General features: G+C 61.8%; 14 protein-coding genes, 1 pseudogene and 1 riboswitch. Of the genes and pseudogenes, 5 read left to right on the forward strand and 10 right to left on the reverse strand.

Annotation, left to right across the window (positions count from 1 at the left end):
* The first annotated feature begins 3 nt into the window (after window positions 1–3).
* From FJ490_RS13685 to FJ490_RS13705, 5 genes are all read left to right on the forward strand, one after another.
* Complete coding sequence (locus FJ490_RS13685; protein WP_140495848.1) at window positions 4–969, forward strand: type II secretion system F family protein; 966 nt, start codon at window positions 4–6, stop codon at window positions 967–969.
* Window position 970: 1 nt separating this feature from the next.
* Window positions 971–1,933: a type II secretion system F family protein gene (locus FJ490_RS13690; protein ID WP_140729498.1), complete on the forward strand. Its 963-nt coding sequence runs from the start codon at window positions 971–973 to the stop codon at window positions 1,931–1,933.
* Window positions 1,934–2,005: 72 nt separating this feature from the next.
* On the forward strand, window positions 2,006–2,824 hold the full coding sequence (locus tag FJ490_RS13695; RefSeq protein ID WP_246672737.1) for a hypothetical protein: 819 nt from the start codon (window positions 2,006–2,008) through the stop codon (window positions 2,822–2,824).
* Between the two features lie 162 nt (window positions 2,825–2,986).
* Window positions 2,987–3,457, forward strand: coding sequence for a hypothetical protein (locus FJ490_RS13700; RefSeq protein ID WP_140495850.1), 471 nt, complete (start codon window positions 2,987–2,989; stop codon window positions 3,455–3,457).
* Between the two features lie 174 nt (window positions 3,458–3,631).
* Window positions 3,632–4,807: a diguanylate cyclase gene (locus FJ490_RS13705; protein WP_140564045.1), complete on the forward strand. Its 1,176-nt coding sequence runs from the start codon at window positions 3,632–3,634 to the stop codon at window positions 4,805–4,807.
* Between the two features lie 9 nt (window positions 4,808–4,816).
* Here the strand turns inward: FJ490_RS13705 and gcvP are convergent, their stop codons facing one another.
* The 10 genes and pseudogenes from gcvP to FJ490_RS13755 all read right to left on the reverse strand — a co-directional run.
* Window positions 4,817–7,627 (reverse strand): aminomethyl-transferring glycine dehydrogenase, encoded by a 2,811-nt coding sequence (gcvP, locus tag FJ490_RS13710; protein WP_140729497.1) that lies wholly within the window; start codon window positions 7,625–7,627, stop codon window positions 4,817–4,819.
* 17 nt (window positions 7,628–7,644) lie between these two features.
* Complete coding sequence (gcvH, locus tag FJ490_RS13715; protein WP_140495853.1) at window positions 7,645–8,013, reverse strand: glycine cleavage system protein GcvH; 369 nt, start codon at window positions 8,011–8,013, stop codon at window positions 7,645–7,647.
* Between the two features lie 7 nt (window positions 8,014–8,020).
* On the reverse strand, window positions 8,021–9,118 hold the full coding sequence (gene gcvT, locus FJ490_RS13720; RefSeq protein ID WP_140729496.1) for a glycine cleavage system aminomethyltransferase GcvT: 1,098 nt from the start codon (window positions 9,116–9,118) through the stop codon (window positions 8,021–8,023).
* A 148-nt stretch (window positions 9,119–9,266) separates the two neighbouring features.
* Window positions 9,267–9,353: riboswitch (glycine riboswitch) on the reverse strand.
* A gap of 442 nt (window positions 9,354–9,795) precedes the next feature.
* On the reverse strand, window positions 9,796–11,343 hold the full coding sequence (locus tag FJ490_RS13725; protein ID WP_140729495.1) for an anti-phage dCTP deaminase: 1,548 nt from the start codon (window positions 11,341–11,343) through the stop codon (window positions 9,796–9,798).
* Between the two features lie 517 nt (window positions 11,344–11,860).
* Window positions 11,861–12,652 (reverse strand): molybdopterin-binding protein, encoded by a 792-nt coding sequence (locus FJ490_RS13730; RefSeq protein WP_140729494.1) that lies wholly within the window; start codon window positions 12,650–12,652, stop codon window positions 11,861–11,863.
* Between the two features lies 1 nt (window position 12,653).
* A complete protein-coding gene (locus FJ490_RS13735; protein WP_140729529.1) occupies window positions 12,654–13,532 on the reverse strand; it encodes a cytochrome b/b6 domain-containing protein in 879 nt (292 codons plus the stop codon).
* A 116-nt stretch (window positions 13,533–13,648) separates the two neighbouring features.
* Window positions 13,649–14,326, reverse strand: coding sequence for a DUF1345 domain-containing protein (locus FJ490_RS13740; protein WP_140729493.1), 678 nt, complete (start codon window positions 14,324–14,326; stop codon window positions 13,649–13,651).
* A 25-nt stretch (window positions 14,327–14,351) separates the two neighbouring features.
* The gene (locus FJ490_RS13745; RefSeq protein WP_140495857.1) at window positions 14,352–14,819 is read right to left on the reverse strand and encodes a YaiI/YqxD family protein; all 468 of its coding nucleotides are present in this window, start codon (window positions 14,817–14,819) and stop codon (window positions 14,352–14,354) included.
* Between the two features lie 64 nt (window positions 14,820–14,883).
* Window positions 14,884–15,453 (reverse strand): S-(hydroxymethyl)glutathione synthase, encoded by a 570-nt coding sequence (gene gfa, locus FJ490_RS13750; protein ID WP_140495858.1) that lies wholly within the window; start codon window positions 15,451–15,453, stop codon window positions 14,884–14,886.
* Between the two features lie 65 nt (window positions 15,454–15,518).
* Window positions 15,519–15,671 (reverse strand): annotated as a pseudogene (locus FJ490_RS13755) (S-(hydroxymethyl)glutathione dehydrogenase); the annotation flags it as partial.

The raw sequence follows: 15,671 nt of genomic DNA on the forward strand, positions 1-15,671 counted from the left end.
CAGGTGTTGGACGGATTCAGCGCGATCTATGTCGTCTATGCCGGGGCTGCATTGACCGGCATCATGATCGCCGAGGCCGTTTACCTGCTCTATGCCGGCCGCAGCGACAGGCGCACCGCCATCAACCGGCGCATGAAGCTGCAGGAAAACAGGATCAGTCAGGAACAGGTGCTGATCCAATTGCGTAAGGAGCGTGGTCTCGATGCGGGCACGTCGCTGTTCTCGCCTGACCGTTTTCGCGCCCTGCGCGCCCAGTCGGGCATGATCATGCCGCTGTCGAAGTTCCTGATGATCACTTCGGGGATGGCGCTGGCTGCGGCCCTTGCCGCCATCTGGTATGGCTTGCCGCTGCTGATGGGCGCCATTCTGTTTGTCGTGGTGGTGCCGGTGCTGCCGGTGATGGCGATGCGCTCAATGCGCAAGCGCAGGCTGAAGCGGTTCGGCATGCAGTTGCCGGAAGCGCTGGAACTGATCACACGCGGCCTCAAGGCCGGCCATCCGGTGCCGGTGGCCATCGCCATGGTGTCGCGCGAAATGCCCGACCCGATCGGCACCGAGTTCGGCGTGATTGCCGATGAGGTGACCTTTGGTTCGGATCTGGTTTCGGCGCTGAATTCGCTGTTCGACAGGGTCGGCCATGAGGATCTGCCGCTGTTCGTCACCGCCGTGTCGATCCAGACGAGTTCTGGCGGCAATCTGCGCGAAATCCTCGACGGACTGTCGACGACGATCCGCGAACGCGGCAAGCTGCGCCGCAAGGTGCGCGCCATTTCAACCGAAGGCCGTCTGTCGGCCTATATCCTGACGGCCGTGCCGGCGCTGCTGTTCACGACCATCATGGCATTCATGCCTGGGTATTACAGCGACGTCTGGGGCGTGCCTAAGACGTGGTACATGGTTGGTGGCTCGGTCACCTGGCTGATGCTGGGCAATCTGATCATGTTCAAAATGTCGAACTTCAAATTCTGACATGCAGAAGGTCGTCGAATTCCTCGCCTCGCTCGCGCCGACCTCGCTGATGCCGGTGGCTGTCCTGCTGCTGGCCGTGGGCGCTGCCGCTTTTGCCTGGCCGATGGTGGTGGCAAAGGGCGATCGCAACGAAGTCAGGCGCAGACTCAAGGTCGACGAGGGTCCAGTGGCCGCCAGGCCGGAACCGGCCCAGAAGAAGAATACCGGTGTCGTTCGCGAGAAGGCGGTGAAGAAGGCGCAGGAGTTCTACGCCAAGAGCGATCCGGAAAATGTCGCCCGCCTGCGCTTGAAACTCATCCAGGCGGGCTACATGGAGCCGCGCGCCGTCGGCATGTTCTTCCTCATCCGTTTCACGGCGATGGTGGGCATCGCGCTCGCCGTCTTCGTGCTCAACCGCTGGATGGCCAGTCCCGACGCCACGGTGGTCAGCCGCTGGGCCTTCGTCGTGCTGTCGGGCGTGGCCGGCTATTTCCTGCCAGGGCTGGTGCTGACCCAGAAGATACGGGAAAAGATGCGCGAATACCGCAACGGCTTCCCCGATTTCATGGACCTGATGATCGTCTGTTCGGATGCCGGCATGAGCATGGAAGCGGGCGTCGAGCGCGTCTCGAAGGAACTCGCAAAGACCTACCCGTCGCTCAGCCAGAATCTGCAGCTCGTGTCGCTGGAGCTGCGGGCCGGGCGCAGCCTCGACGATGCACTGAAGGCGCTCGCCGATCGCCTGAGCCTGGACGAGGTGCGCTCCTTCGCCACGCTGCTGCAACAGTCCAAGGAGCTTGGCACCAGCCTGTCGGGGGCGCTGCGCGTCTTTTCCGACGAGATGCGCCACAAGCGCATGTCGCTGGCCGAGGAAAAGGCGCATGCCTTGCCGGCCAAGATGTCGGTGCCGGTCGTGGTTTGCATCCTGCCGGTGGTGCTGATGATCGCGGTCATTCCGATCATCGTCAAAATGACCGGCCACTAGGATTTGCTGATATTCAGTGAGGCCGGCCTGAGCGACCTGCGAAGTCCGCAAATGAGTGAGAAGTCCATGCGAATGCTGTTGCTCGTCCTCGGCCTTGCCGCGGCCAGTCTGTCGCCCGCCTGGGCTGCGGCCGATGATTGCGGCGATGCCGCTGCCCTGGTGCAGCAGGCCTATCCCAACGCCCGCAAAAGCGCTGACGGTGCCTCGTTCACGCTCGAACCCCACACCAGCATCGCCCTGACGTCTGCATTTGGCGACCCGCCGGGGCTGGTCTGCAAGATATGGCCCGCCCATGAGGCCCTGCTGTTGGTCGCGGTGCCGCTGATGGACAGCTCGCAACCCAGCGACTACGCGCATGCCGGCGATATCGAGCTTCTGGTCATCGACAGGAAGAGCCGGCAGGTGCGCCAGCGCCTGCTGCAGCCCGGGCTGATGAATGATGATGCCATCGCCATCCGCAAGGTCGAACTCGATACCGGCCGGTATGCGCTGGCGCCCGATGTCTCCGCCTTCGGCCTGCGCATCGAAATGGCGAACAATTCGCTGCCTAACCCTTTCAGTGAAACCGACCTGCGGCTCTATGCCATCGACAACGATGCCCTGCGGATGGTTCTCGATGGCCTGGTCGTGGCCGGCAATGGCGGCGAGGGCGATACCAATTGCGCCGGATCCTTCCATACCAGTCAGGTGAGCCTGGCGATGAGCCCGGCCAAACATCATGGCTATCACGACATCACGGTGGTCGAACGGATGGATACCGACAATCCGTTGCCCGACAGCAATGGCGAGTGCCAGTCCCACCCCGGCAAGTCCGTGAGCCAAACCTACCGGCTGCGCTATGACGGCAGCCGGTATACGGTTCCGGCGGGACTCAAGGCCCTGGAACCGTGAGAACGCCGCTGGCCGTGATCGAGGCGTTGCGGCCTGGTGGTTAATAGCTGGTGTACCCAGGGCCTAATTTTGGCGGCGTTTCGGCACCTAAGTTTAATTGCTCTGGAATAGTGTGTTTCCTGAAGAACGACCCGGCAAAAAACCGGGCGATGGGGCAGGGGCATGCGTCACAGCAATTTAACGGCAATGGCCGCGATGGCGGCCGTCTTGATGATGTCTGGTTGTACGACGAGTGGCGTCGACACCACCAAAACCACCGCCATTCAACCGGCCGCGAAGGACGTCGGCACATCCGATCTGGCGGAAGGCAAGGCGCAGTTTCGCGACGCGAATTACGGCCTTGCCGAACAGCGTTTCCGCAAGGCCGTCGAGTTGAAGGCCGACAATGCGGAAGCCTGGATGGGGCTCGCCGCTTCCTATGACGAACTCGGCCGTTTCGACTTCGCCGATCGTGCCTACGACCAGTTGCTCAAGATCGCCGGGCGCAAGCCGCAGATCGTCAACAATATGGGCTATTCGCAATTGCTGCGCGGCAACAGGAAAAAGGCAAGGGCGCTGCTGCTCGAAGCCAAGGCCGGCATGGCCGACCCCACGGTCGTCGATGCCAATCTTGCCCTCCTGAACAAGGGCTGACGGCTGTCTGGTGGCCATGATGTCGCGAGGACGATTTTGGGACACTCGGCGTCGACGCTTTGTAAACCCTATCCGAAGGTCTCAGCCGAAAGATCAGTTGAAAATCATGTCTGATGGCTGTCGCTGACCTAGAATGCAGCGGTAAGGCCGACGCTCAGGGAACCCCCGCCCAATATGCTGGATTTCAGTTCGCTCCTGCTCGCAGCCGCGCTGTCGGGCATCTGCCTCAGCATCACCATGTTCGCGATCTGGTTCGCCGCGCCCCGGGCCAGCTTCGTGCTGACGGTGGGGTGCGGCATTCTCGTGCTCGTTGTGCATGTCATCCTGTTCTGGCGATACACGAAGGAGCCTGATCCGCTGCTTTGCCAGGTCGCGCTTGCATTGCTCAGCCTCGGTTTCCTGGTCATCTGCCTCTCGGCCATGCAGTATCTCGGCGTGCCGGATTACCGGCGTGCCATTTTGCCGACATTGGCCGCCATGACGATCTGCGCGGCGGTGACTTCCCTCGGTCTCGACGGGATAGGCTTCATCGTTACCTATGTAACGGTGACTGTGCTGCTCTCGGCGATCGGAACCATGTTCTGGCTCAACGGCAGTCATGATCGCAAAATCCTGCTGGTGGTTTCGTTCCTGGGCGGCACCTGTGCGGTGTCGTTTGCACTTTGCGCGGTCGTCCTGGTGGCCAAGGGGCAATGGACGCTCGGGGCAGCCCCCGATAACTGGGCCGAACGCCTGAATTCGGTCGTGGCCGTGGCCTGCATGACCGGTCTCGGCGCATTGACGCTTTCCCTGCATCACCTGCAGGCGCAGATCGAGCTGAAGGCCGAGACGATGACCGATCCGTTGACCGGGCTGATGAACCGCCGGGGATTGATGTCGCTCCATGGCGAACGGGCCTTCGGTCCGTTCATGGCTGTCGTCATGTTCGACCTCGATCATTTCAAGAAGACGAACGACATCTATGGTCACCCGGTGGGGGATCAGGTTCTGTGCCGCTTCGCCGCAGTCATCAGAAAATATGCCAGAACGGGCGTCGACGCCTTTCGTCTCGGCGGCGAGGAATTCGCGATCGTCATGTCCCGGGTGACCGAAGAGAGGGCTTACGAGCTCGCAAGCAAGATCGGCGTCGCCTTCGGCACCGAGATCGTTGCGACCTCCCACGGTCCCTTGCGCAGCACTGTCAGCGGAGGCATCGGCTTTGGCGGCGCCAACGGCAACAGCCTCGGCGAGGTGCTGGCCGAGGCGGACGCAGCGCTCTATGCCGCCAAGCGCGCGGGCCGCAATTGCGTCGTCAGCCACAAAAGGATGGGCAAGGCCGAGCCGATCAAGCCGGCCTTGCGCTCAGCATAGTTTGCGAGACTATTCGGCCGCGCCCAAATAGTCCGACAGCGGCGGGCATGAACAGACCAGGTTGCGGTCGCCGGCGACATTGTCGATGCGCGATACCGGCGGCCAGTATTTCGCCGCCATGTCGGGGTCTCCGGCGGGGTAGGCCGCTTCCAGGCGCGAATAGGGATGGCTCCACTGGCCGGCCAGCGCCTCCGCGGCGGTGTGCGGCGCATTGACCAGCGGATTGTCAGCCAGGGGCCACTCGCCCCTCGCAACCTTGGCCGCTTCGCCCGCGATGGCGATCATCGCCTCGCAGAAGCGGTCGAGCTCGCGCTTGGGCTCGGATTCGGTCGGCTCCACCATCAGCGTGCCGGCGACCGGGAACGACATGGTCGGCGCATGGAAACCGTAGTCGATCAACCGTTTGGCGATGTCCTCGACACCGATGCCGGCGCTCTCCTTGAGCACGCGGGTGTCGAGGATGCACTCATGGGCAACGCGGTCGCTCCTGCCCTTGTAAAGGAGCGGGAAGTGTGGGGCGAGCCGTGTCGCGACGTAGTTGGCCGAAACGATCGCCGTCTCGGTCGCCTGCTTCAGGCCGGAAGCGCCCATCATGCGGATGTACATCCAGGTGATGGGCAGGATAGAGGCACTCCCGAAAGGTGCGGCGGCCACGGCATGCGCGGAGCCTTCGGTGACATGGCCCGGCAGATAGGGCTTCAGATGCGCCCTGACGCCGATCGGGCCGACACCCGGGCCGCCGCCGCCATGGGGGATGCAGAAGGTCTTGTGCAGGTTCATGTGGCAGACGTCGGCGCCGATGTCGCCCGGGCGGGCGAGGCCGACCAGAGCGTTGAGGTTGGCGCCGTCGAAATAGACCTGGCCGCCATGCTCATGGATGAGGGCGCAGAGATGTCGCGCGCCCTCTTCATAGACGCCATGCGTCGAGGGATAGGTGAACATCAGCGCCGCGAGATTCCTGGAATGCTCGTTGGCCTTGGCCCTCATGTCGTCCATGTCGATATTGCCGTCCTCCAGGCAGCGAACGACGACCACGCTCATGCCGGCCATCGCCGCGCTCGCCGGATTGGTGCCGTGCGCGGAGGACGGGATCAGACAGACCGTGCGATGGCCCTCGCCGCGCGAGCGGTGATAGGCGCGGATGGCCAGCAATCCGGCATATTCGCCCTGGCTGCCGGCGTTGGGCTGCAGGCTTACCGCATCGAAGCCGGTAATCTCCGAAAGCCAGCCTTCCAGATCGTCGATCATGGCGCGGTAGCCTGCCGAGTGCGCGGCCGGCGCGAAGGGATGCATGTTGGCGATTTCAGGCCAACTCACAGGCATCATCTCGGCCGCGGCATTGAGCTTCATGGTGCAGGACCCCAGCGGGATCATCGCGCGGTCGAGGGCCAGGTCCTTGTCGGCCAGCCGGCGCAGGAAGCGCATCATCTCGGTTTCCGACTTGTTCTCGTGGAAGACGGGCTGGGTGAGAAACTCCTTGCCGCGCGGCTTGCCGGGCGTGGTGGCGGCGGCCTCCGCGCTCGGCTTGGCCCGAAACAAGGCGGCAATGGCTTCCAGGTCGGTTTCGTCAGAGGTCTCGTCGAAGGCGATGCCGACACGGTCGGCATCGATGACGCGCAGAAGCCGGCCGCCCTTTTCGGCGGCGGCGGCAATCTGCGCGGCCTTTCCCTTCGTCTCCACCGTCACCGTGTCGAAGCGGCTCGTGCCGATCACCGGCAAGCCTGCCGCCTTGAGCCCGGCTGCCAGGCGGCTGGCCAGCGCGTGGATGCGCCCGGCGATTGCCTGAAGGCCGGCGGGGCCGTGCCAGATGGCGTAGGCTGTCGCCATGTTGGCAAGCAGCGCCTGGGCGGTGCAGATGTTGGACGTTGCCTTGTCGCGGCGGATGTGCTGCTCGCGCGTCTGTAGGGCAAGCCTGTAGCCTGGACGGCCCTTACTGTCGGTCGACTGGCCGACCAGGCGGCCGGGCATCAATCGGGTCAATTTGTCGGCAACCGCGCAGTAGGCGGCGTGCGGGCCTCCAAAGCCCATCGGCACGCCAAAGCGCTGCATTGGACCGACGGCAATGTCGGCGCCAAGCCTTGCCGGCGTGTCGGTCAGTGTCAGGCCGAGCGGGTCGGCGATGAAGACGACCAGAGCGCCGGCCGCGCGCGCCTTGTCGATGGCCGCCTTGTGATCACCATAGACGCCGAAAGTGTCCGGCCAGGAGACGAGCAGGGCGGCTGTGTTGTCGTCGATCGTCTCGCCGTCGATCTCGATGCCGAGCGGCTCGGCGCGGGTGCGCGCCACATCCAGCGTCTGCGGGTGCGGCGTGCCGGCGAGAGCCACCTTGGTGCGCTTGTCGCGGTGATGGCGCAATGCGATGCCGATCGCTTCGGCGACCGCTGTCGCTTCGTCGAGCAACGAAGCCGATGCCACAGGCAGGCCGGTCAGTTCCGCAACCAAAGTCTGGAAATTGAACAGCATTTCCAGGCGGCCCTGGCTGATCTCCGCCTGGTAGGGCGTATAGGCCGTGTACCAGGCCGGGTTCTCGAATAGGTTGCGCTGGATGACCGGCGGCACGTGCACGCCGTGATATCCGGCGCCGATGAAGCTCTTCAGCACCGTGTTCCGGGCCATGGTCGCCGACAATTCGGCCAGCGCTTCGGCTTCGCTGGCCGGCGCGGGCAGGGACAGCGGCTGGTCGAGGCGGATCGATCTCGGCACAGCCTGGCTGATCAGCGTCTCGACCGAGGGCACGCCGATGACGGCCAGCATGGCTCTCACATCGGCAATGCCGGGTCCGATATGGCGGGCCGAGAAGGGGTAGGGTGCTGCGGTCATGTCAATGCGTCCTGATTTCAGCCGATATGGGCTTTGTAGGCGGCCTCATCCATGAGGCTGGCGAGCTGGCTTTCGTCGGCAAGCTTCATTTTCCACAGCCATCCGGCGCCGGTCGCCGCCGAATTGACCAGCGACGGATCGGACGACAGCGTTGCGTTGGCCTCGGTGATCTCGCCGTCGACCGGCGCGTAGACGTCGGAGGCCGCCTTGACGGATTCGACCACGACGGCGGTGTCGCCCTTGGCGAGCTTCTTGCCTGTTTCGGGCAGTTCGACGAAGACGAGGTCGCCCAGCTGCTCCTGCGCGTAGTCGGTGATGCCGACGGTGGCGATGCCACCCTCGACGCTGAGCCACTCGTGATCGGCGGTGAAATAGGTCTTTGCCATCTGAAAATTATCCTTTGCGGTAGCGATGCGGGAGGAAAGGCAGGGAAGAAACGTCGACGGGAATCTTCGTTCCGCGCACGTCGGCGAAAATCCGAGTTCCGGGTTTCGCCAAGGGCGTCGGGACATAACCCATGGCGACGGGATGGCCGGCAGACGGGCCGAAACCGCCCGAGGTTACGTGGCCGGCGGGATTGCCGTCGGCGTCAAAGAGCGTGGCGCCGGCGCGCACTGGCTGGCGGGCATCCGGCCTCAGGCCGACGCGCTTCTGAGCGGAGCCGCGCTCGACGGCGGCGCGCAGCGCGTCGGCGCCGATAAACGTGCCGTTGGCGCGGATGTCCTTCGGGATGGCCCACATCAGCGCCGCGCTTGCCGGATCGATTTGCGCGGTGATGTCCTGGCCGTGCAGGCAGAGGCCGGCTTCCAGCCGCAGGCTGTCACGGGCGGCAAGGCCGATCCACAGCACGCGCTCGTCTTCGAGCAGCTTCGCCACGAGACCGCGCGCGTCTGCCTCAGGCAGGCCGATCTCAAACCCGTCCTCGCCGGTGTAGCCGGACCGGCTCATGAACCAGTTCTTTCGCGGTTCGATGCCATGCATGAACAGCAGCGACCCGGTCTCGATACCGGCGCGGGAAAGCGCCGCCCAGGCCTCGGGACCCTGGATGGCGAGGAAGACCCGGTCGAGCGGTTCGACCTTGACATCGAAGCCGGTCGCAAGCTCGCGCAAATGCTTCTCGTCGGCGATCGCGTTGCCGGCATTCGCGACGACCATGAAGTTGGTATCGCCCAGCCGGGTGACGATCAGATCGTCCAGGATCCCCGCGGCCTCGTTCAGGAAAAATGTCAGCTTCGACTGTGAGATTTCGAGCGCGCCCGCATCGAGCGGACAGGCAAGGTTGAGCAGGGGAATCGCGCCCGGCCCGATGACCTTGAACAGTTTCATGTGCGAGATGTCGAACAGGCCCGCATGTTCGCGGGTGTGAAGATGCTCCTTCATGACGCCGGCCGGGTAGGTCAGCGGCATCGACCAGCCGGCAAAGGCGCCAAAGCGCGCACCGGCAGCTGCGTGGATGTCTTCGAGAGGAAGGTGTTTGGTGTCGCCCGTCATGTGTTCTCCAGAGTCGCACGCAATCGGTCGCGAATGGCGACCAGTCCGTGCCCCTCTGTCTGAAGCCTGAGAGACTCGCGCCCCGTAACTCTGTCGGCAGCGCTTACACCTTCGGCGCGGGGGCAGGCCCCGACTTTCCAGAGTGTCTTTCCCGTCTACGGTTCTTTTGCCTGAGAGATTTCGGGCGATTTCCCCTTCGGCGACAGCTCTCGCTGCTCTCTCCCGCAAACAGGTAGGGCTCGCAAAAGCCCTCGACTCGTTATCCATAGCCCGTCAACGACAGATTGTCACCTGCCGGCGACGTCTAAAGCGGATCGCACGTGAAAGGGGATATTTGCCTGGATGCGTCGTTCTTTCGAAAACCGCGGCACACTCCCAGGCGACATGCATCGCCCTGTAAGCCCCAGCTAACCAGGCCGTTTGCCGGTTTTTCAAGACATTCCTGATTAGCGGCTGGTGTGACGTTTTGGGGCCGGCGAGTACCGCAGACGGCACGACAGACGGGCGAACTGATCATGAGTGTGCCGGTGGCGGGACTGGATATCGCGTCATCTCGAAAGATGTTCGCCGACGGTATGGTCACGCGAGGCAAGGCCGAGGTCCTGTTCGGGATCAACGAGCGGGCCACTCACGCCTACAGTCCAGACAACGAGCGGTCTCCAGCCATTCAGATGGCACTAACCAACGACCCTATTGGCAGCCAGAGCCAAGATGTCGCTGGTTACCAAAGATATGGCTGGCTCCTCATTCTCGATATAGGCAGAACTTCGATCTTCTATTCTGGGCACGGGTTTGCCGTCTGCCCATGGACTGGCCAATCCAGATGAATCTTTCCGCTTTTTCTTTTCGAAAATGTCTCGGTAGCGCCGCGGTGAGATGCCAATGAATGGCTCAAAGAGAACCTTTTTGTCTTTCTCTGCTGGCGAAAATGTAATTGAGTCTGAATGCAAGTCCTTCGCGTGACTCTTGGGGTAGGGCTCCAAAAAAACCACCCTGTTGATGCCGGACGACACGATGTGCTTGGCGCACATATGACACGGAAAGGTGGTACAGAAAAGGATTGCGCCGGCAAGAGGCTTACCTAGCCTTGCGGCATCAGTAATGGCGGACATTTCTGCATGAATGATCCGGCCAAACTCGATGAGATCCATGACTTTGGAATCTGCAATCGATCGCTCAGACATCAATCGGCGGACCTGCTTGTGCGTAGATCCAGTCGACAACAGCTTCTCCGACAGAAACCCGAGCTTGCCCATTCTCTCGACAAGATCATCAACGACGCGAATCTTCCGGCTATGGTTCCCGTCAGCGCCCTCCTCAAAATCGCGGTGCTTTTCGCCCGCATCGTCGCACCAATAGGTTCCACCGAAGGGCTTCGGTACCTCGTTGCACCCTAGCGTGATCACCTCACCATTGGTGGAAAACACTGCAGCACCGACTTGGCGTGAAAGATCCAAGGAGCGAAGTGCAGCACCAGCCGCAGCGTACATCCCATACTCGGTTTTAGTTGGCGAAAGGCTATTATGACCAAAGAAGGCTTTGATGAATCGGTCGACCGTATCCGATGAGCTTGAGTTGTCTTGCCCCCTAACGAATACATCACCCCGGTGAAAGACGTCAGAAACTCTCTGGCCGTATTCGTCGTCAACCTCGTTGTGGTCGATCGAAATTAGGTCGATGGCCTGCTTTTCGGCTTCGTCGTCTTCGACCGTTCCTGTTCCGAATTCTTTGATCTTTCGAACCAGTTGCCACCGCCGTTCGTCGCGATCAGAAAAAACAGAAATCTGTATGAATTTTCGACCATACACTTGCCGGAGAAGTGCAATTTCCTCCTCCCGCTTGAACTGGCGAACGATAAAGGCTGTCCCTAGTAGTGGAGTTTCGCGAGCCATTTTTGCCTCCAACGCAGGTTGCAGCTCTTGACGAAGCCGTCGTATCTCACTGATCGCTAAGCATGCCAGCGCAGCCTGGTTGTTGACGGCGCGCCGGACCCTATCTGAGTTTGCGATCAGCGAGCGGTAGCGCGCGCTGTACGTCTCTTCATCCACCTGCATGTGCGGGATAAGGTCTCGCATAACTTTGGTTAGGTGGATGACCTGTGTCTGATAAGTGACGGTTTTCAGCGAGGTTTCTAGAAAGCCCACTATAGCGTCCAGGTTGACTCCGATTGGACCAACCAGACCGATCACGAGTTCCGGATTGTCGACCGTAACAGTGTTGCCCATTTACCCCCCGGCAGGGAACTTTCGTCGCTCCCTTTTATTGTCGTAGGACCCTTAAGATAGCTGATGTATCATTGAGTCGCAAAATTTGCTGGAGGGAAAAATGGTTGAAACGAACAACAGCAGGAACGGTTCGGAAATCTCCGCCCAGTCAAGAAAAGACCAACTCAGTGAAATAATGCGCGACGCCGTGAGCAGCGTTTTGGAGCGGCCTGACTCTCGCCGCGGTCCCTATGTTATAGATGATAACGACATAAGAGACACGCCAGTCCACCGTTGAATGGCGACCCCTCTCAATGCCCGCCGGATTCCGGCGGGCTTTGCATTTGATGCTGTCTCGCAATCAAACCCTCCGCCGTTTGTTAACCTCGTGTTGGGTGATCTATTGGGATATCGTCACTGTCGTCGGCAAACCCACAACTCCGCAGACCAGCTTTGCCAGCGCCAGCTTTAGGCACACGCATGTGCAGATGTCGCCTCCAGATGATATCCCTATGATCGACATGCTTGCGCCGCTGGTTCAGATCCCGCCATACCAGTCGTAGCCATTGTCTTCCCAATAACCGCCACGTCCGCCTCCTACGGCGGCGAAGCCGTCGACCAATTCGATCTTGTAGAGATATTTCGGCATCTTGTAGCCGAGCTGGCGCTCGACCCGGACACGCAGCGGCGCGCCGTTCTCGACCGGCAGCGGCTTGCCGTTGACGCCGTAGGCCAGGATCGTTTGCGGGTGGCGGGCGTCGATGAGGTCGATGCTGCCGTAATATTTGATGTCGCCCGAAAGGCTGCGGTCGATCGTGTCCAGGCAATGGAACATGACGTAGCGCGCCTGCGGCTTGACCACCGCCTGGTCGAGCACCAGCGAGAGCGGCGTGCCCGTCCATTTGGCGATGCAGCTCCAGCCTTCGACACAGTCATGGCGGGTGATCTGCGTTCGGCTCGGCATGTTCATGAGCTGCTCGCGGGTCAGCGACAGCGGCTTTTCGACCAGGCCCGAGACCTCCAGCCGCCAGTCGGCGAAGTTGTTGGCGAGCAGGGTCTTGTAGGTATCGTCGTCGGGTGACGTCACCCCGTTGGGGCGCATCGGCTGACGGATATCGGCTTCAGTAAATTCCGGCGCCAGCGAATCACGGCCCGCGAGCAGACGTTGCGCGCGGTGTGTGAGATCGTTGGCATTTTCGAGGAAGCTGCGCAGCCCGCCGCCCACGCCGAGTTGGCTGTCGAAGGCGTCGCAGCCTGAAAGCGCGATACCGGAAAGGCCAAGGCTGGCCGCGGTCAGGAATTTCCTGCGGTTGATCTCGAATTTTGCCATATCAGGCGCTCCTTTCGGAGGATTTTGCGTCATGCGGCGGATCGGTCCGATACCATCCGGTGACGATCGAGCGCAGTTCGTTGATCGGGCCGGCGGCGACGATCATCAGAATATGGATGATGAAGAAACCGACGAGCAGCACCATGACGGTGAAATGGATGGTGCGCGCAGTCTGCCGGCCGCCGAGCAGGTCGTTGAGGAACGGCAGCACCGCGTTCATGCTGGGCGACATTGCGAGCCCGGTGAGGATCATCAGCGGCAGCAGCACGAACAGCACGCCGCCATAGGCCATTTTCTGCAGCGTGTTGTATTCGCGCGTGTGGTGGAACTTCAACCTGGCGTGATTGGCGATATCCTGCGGCAGGCGCCTGAGATCGTCCAGGCGTGGGGCGAGATCGCGTCTGATGTGGCCGTTGACCAGGCTGGCGACCAGCCACACAAGCAGCGTCGTCGTCAGCACCCAGGCGAAGAAGAAATGCACCACGCGGGCCGTGCCCAGATCGTAATAGGAGGGGATGGTCGCCCAGGATGGAAAGGCGCGGGGCGTCTCTTGTCCCGCCGGCCCGGACCAGCCGAGCACGCCGGTGGTGTCGAAGCGGTGACCGAGGATTTCTGTATAGCCGCGCGGCCCGGCATTCGTGTTCTCGGCGCCGATGGCGAAGACGGTGTTGTTGTAGTCGAAGCCGGACTGCTTGCCGAGATAGAGCTGCGGACGGGCGTTGAAGATCTGGAGGCCGGAAAGCAGCATGAAGAACAGCGAGATGGCCCACAGCCAGTGCGTCAGCCGCGTCCAGGCCGATTGCCGGTAGATCAATGTCGTGGCCTTCGTAGCGTCACTGTCCGCGCTGGCGGCGGGTTGGTTCATGGCAACCGATTCCATCTGGTCTCGCTTCCTGGCCGTTCCATCCGGCGCGGCCGCTGTCTGCATCATTCCCCTCCTGATACGTCGCCAGCCAAGCCGATGTTTCATCGATCACGAAAATATCAGATCGAAGCTCAAGGGCCGCCCAGGCTGACGGCGAGATTGACGGCGGCGGCGACGATGACCGTGTTGAAGAAGAACGACAGGATCGAATGAACAAGCACGACGCGGCGCATGTGGGTTGTCGAGATGTTGGTGTCGGCGGTCTGCGCCGTCATGCCGATGACCGTCGAGAAGTACAGAAAATCCCAGCCTTCCGGCCGTTTGTCGCCGGGGAACAGCAAGCCGCCGACCGGGATTTTCTTCTTGGTTCCGGCATCGACCAGGTCGCCGTCCATCCAGTACACATGCGCATAGTGCAATGCCGCCATGGCGTGGATGGTGAACCAGCCGAGGGGAATCGATAGCAGCGCGAAGCCGAGCTCCATCGCGTTCGAACTGCCTTTCTGGTTGATCAACTGGAACAGTGCTGTGATGGCAACGCCAACGACGACCAGCGTTACGGCGAAGATGACCAGCACGGGCTGATCGGCGGCCCGCGCATTCTTGCTGAGATAGATGCCGGTGAATTTGGGCATCTGGGCGACCACCAGCGTGACATAGGCGGCAAAAAAGGCGTTGGCGCCGATCGAATAGGCGAGCGGCGCATGAAGCAGCAGCGCCATCAGAAGCGCAAAGACGCCGACACAAGCCGACACCGCGAACGGCATGTGCCGGTGCATGGGCGTGCTGGAGGGGATTTCGGCGGCCATGATGGTTCCGAATGGCGCTGGGCTTCTACTGCGGTGTGGCGGATTTTAGAGCGCGCCGCAAGATGCGGTCGAGTTCGCCGAGAAACCGTGAGCGGTCTTGCGGTGCGAAGCTCGCATTGTAGCCCTTGCTTTCGCCGGTCTCGCGCAGATGCTGCTTCAAGTCGCGCATTGCCACCGCCATGCCGATCGTTTCCGGCGTGAAGGGACGTCCGGTCGGCCCCAATACATGGGCCCCGAGCGCCACCGTGCGTGCGGCCAGTGGAATGTCCGCGGTCACCACGATGTCGTTGGGTTTTGCGTTTTCGACGATCCAGTCGTCGGCGGCGTCGGCACCCTTGGACACGACGACATTGCGGATCATGGGGTCGCGGGAGGGGCGCAGGCCGCCATTGGAAACATAGGTGACGACGACGCCGTGGCGCTCGGCAACTTTTTCGACTTCGGCTTTGACCGGGCAAGCGTCTGCGTCGACGAGGATGGCGGGTGCGGGCATTGTCTCTCCAAATGAGCATGGGGCCGGCAACCCGTCCGGCCCCATGCCTCAAATCTCATGGTCGTCAGGCCGGAAGCGCTCCCGACCTCTTGGCGGTCCAGGTGGCGATATAGTCCATCAGGCCGGGGTTGAGGCAGTCATAAGGTTCGAGGCCGATCGATTTCAGTTGGCCGCGAATGCTGTCCATGCGGCTCGGGTCGACACCGGATTCGATGATCGAGGAGACAAAGGCGGTAAAGCCCGGCGGCGACCAGCCATCCTCCTCGAAGCGCTCGGGATGGATGAAGGACAGGCCCTTGAACGGATGGTCGCGCTCGACGGGTCCATGCATGTGGACGCCGCAGCCGGTGCAGGCATGGCGCTGGATCAACGCGCTCGGGTCCACCACCTTCAGCTTGTCGCCGTTCTCGGTGACGGTGACGTCGCCGGTGCCGGCTACGGCCACCACCGAGAACACCGCCCCTTCGGGCTTCCAGCATTTGGTGCAGCCGCAGGCGTGGTTGTGGGCGATCTGGCCCTTGACCTTCACCTTGACCGGATTGCTGGTACAGGCGCAGACCAGCGTGCCGCCGATAAAGCTCGCACTCTCCCTGGGCAGACCATTGTCGATTTTCGGATGCAGTTTTTCCGCCATGCTTTTCTCCTCCCATTTTTGACCACAGAGGTCGCGGGCCCGTTGCCCGCGGCGTGGGGCCGCCCTCAGTAAACCACGACACTCCTGATCGACTTGCCCTCATGCATGAGGTCGAAACCCTTGTTGATGTCCTCGAGCTTCAGCGTGTGGGTGATCATCGGGTCGATCTCGATCTTGCCGTCCATGTACCAGTCGACGATCCTGGGCACGTCGGTGCG

The organism is Mesorhizobium sp. B2-5-11 (assembly GCF_006440835.1).
Taxonomy (GTDB): domain Bacteria; phylum Pseudomonadota; class Alphaproteobacteria; order Rhizobiales; family Rhizobiaceae; genus Mesorhizobium.

What these genes read in the sequence shown, in the direction of transcription:
- FJ490_RS13730 (WP_140729494.1), bottom strand. Translation starts at nt 12,652, where the DNA reads ATGGCAAAATTCGAGATCAACCGCAGGAAATTCCTGACCGCGGCCAGC.
- gcvP (WP_140729497.1), bottom strand. Translation starts at nt 7,627, where the DNA reads ATGACCGCAGCACCCTACCCCTTCTCGGCCCGCCATATCGGACCCGGC.
- FJ490_RS13705 (WP_140564045.1), top strand. Translation starts at nt 3,632, where the DNA reads ATGCTGGATTTCAGTTCGCTCCTGCTCGCAGCCGCGCTGTCGGGCATC.
- gcvH (WP_140495853.1), bottom strand. Translation starts at nt 8,013, where the DNA reads ATGGCAAAGACCTATTTCACCGCCGATCACGAGTGGCTCAGCGTCGAG.
- FJ490_RS13745 (WP_140495857.1), bottom strand. Translation starts at nt 14,819, where the DNA reads ATGCCCGCACCCGCCATCCTCGTCGACGCAGACGCTTGCCCGGTCAAA.
- FJ490_RS13735 (WP_140729529.1), bottom strand. Translation starts at nt 13,532, where the DNA reads ATGGAATCGGTTGCCATGAACCAACCCGCCGCCAGCGCGGACAGTGAC.
- FJ490_RS13725 (WP_140729495.1), bottom strand. Translation starts at nt 11,343, where the DNA reads ATGGGCAACACTGTTACGGTCGACAATCCGGAACTCGTGATCGGTCTG.
- gcvT (WP_140729496.1), bottom strand. Translation starts at nt 9,118, where the DNA reads ATGACGGGCGACACCAAACACCTTCCTCTCGAAGACATCCACGCAGCT.
- FJ490_RS13700 (WP_140495850.1), top strand. Translation starts at nt 2,987, where the DNA reads ATGCGTCACAGCAATTTAACGGCAATGGCCGCGATGGCGGCCGTCTTG.
- FJ490_RS13695 (WP_246672737.1), top strand. Translation starts at nt 2,006, where the DNA reads ATGCTGTTGCTCGTCCTCGGCCTTGCCGCGGCCAGTCTGTCGCCCGCC.
- FJ490_RS13690 (WP_140729498.1), top strand. Translation starts at nt 971, where the DNA reads ATGCAGAAGGTCGTCGAATTCCTCGCCTCGCTCGCGCCGACCTCGCTG.
- gfa (WP_140495858.1), bottom strand. Translation starts at nt 15,453, where the DNA reads ATGGCGGAAAAACTGCATCCGAAAATCGACAATGGTCTGCCCAGGGAG.
- FJ490_RS13740 (WP_140729493.1), bottom strand. Translation starts at nt 14,326, where the DNA reads ATGGCCGCCGAAATCCCCTCCAGCACGCCCATGCACCGGCACATGCCG.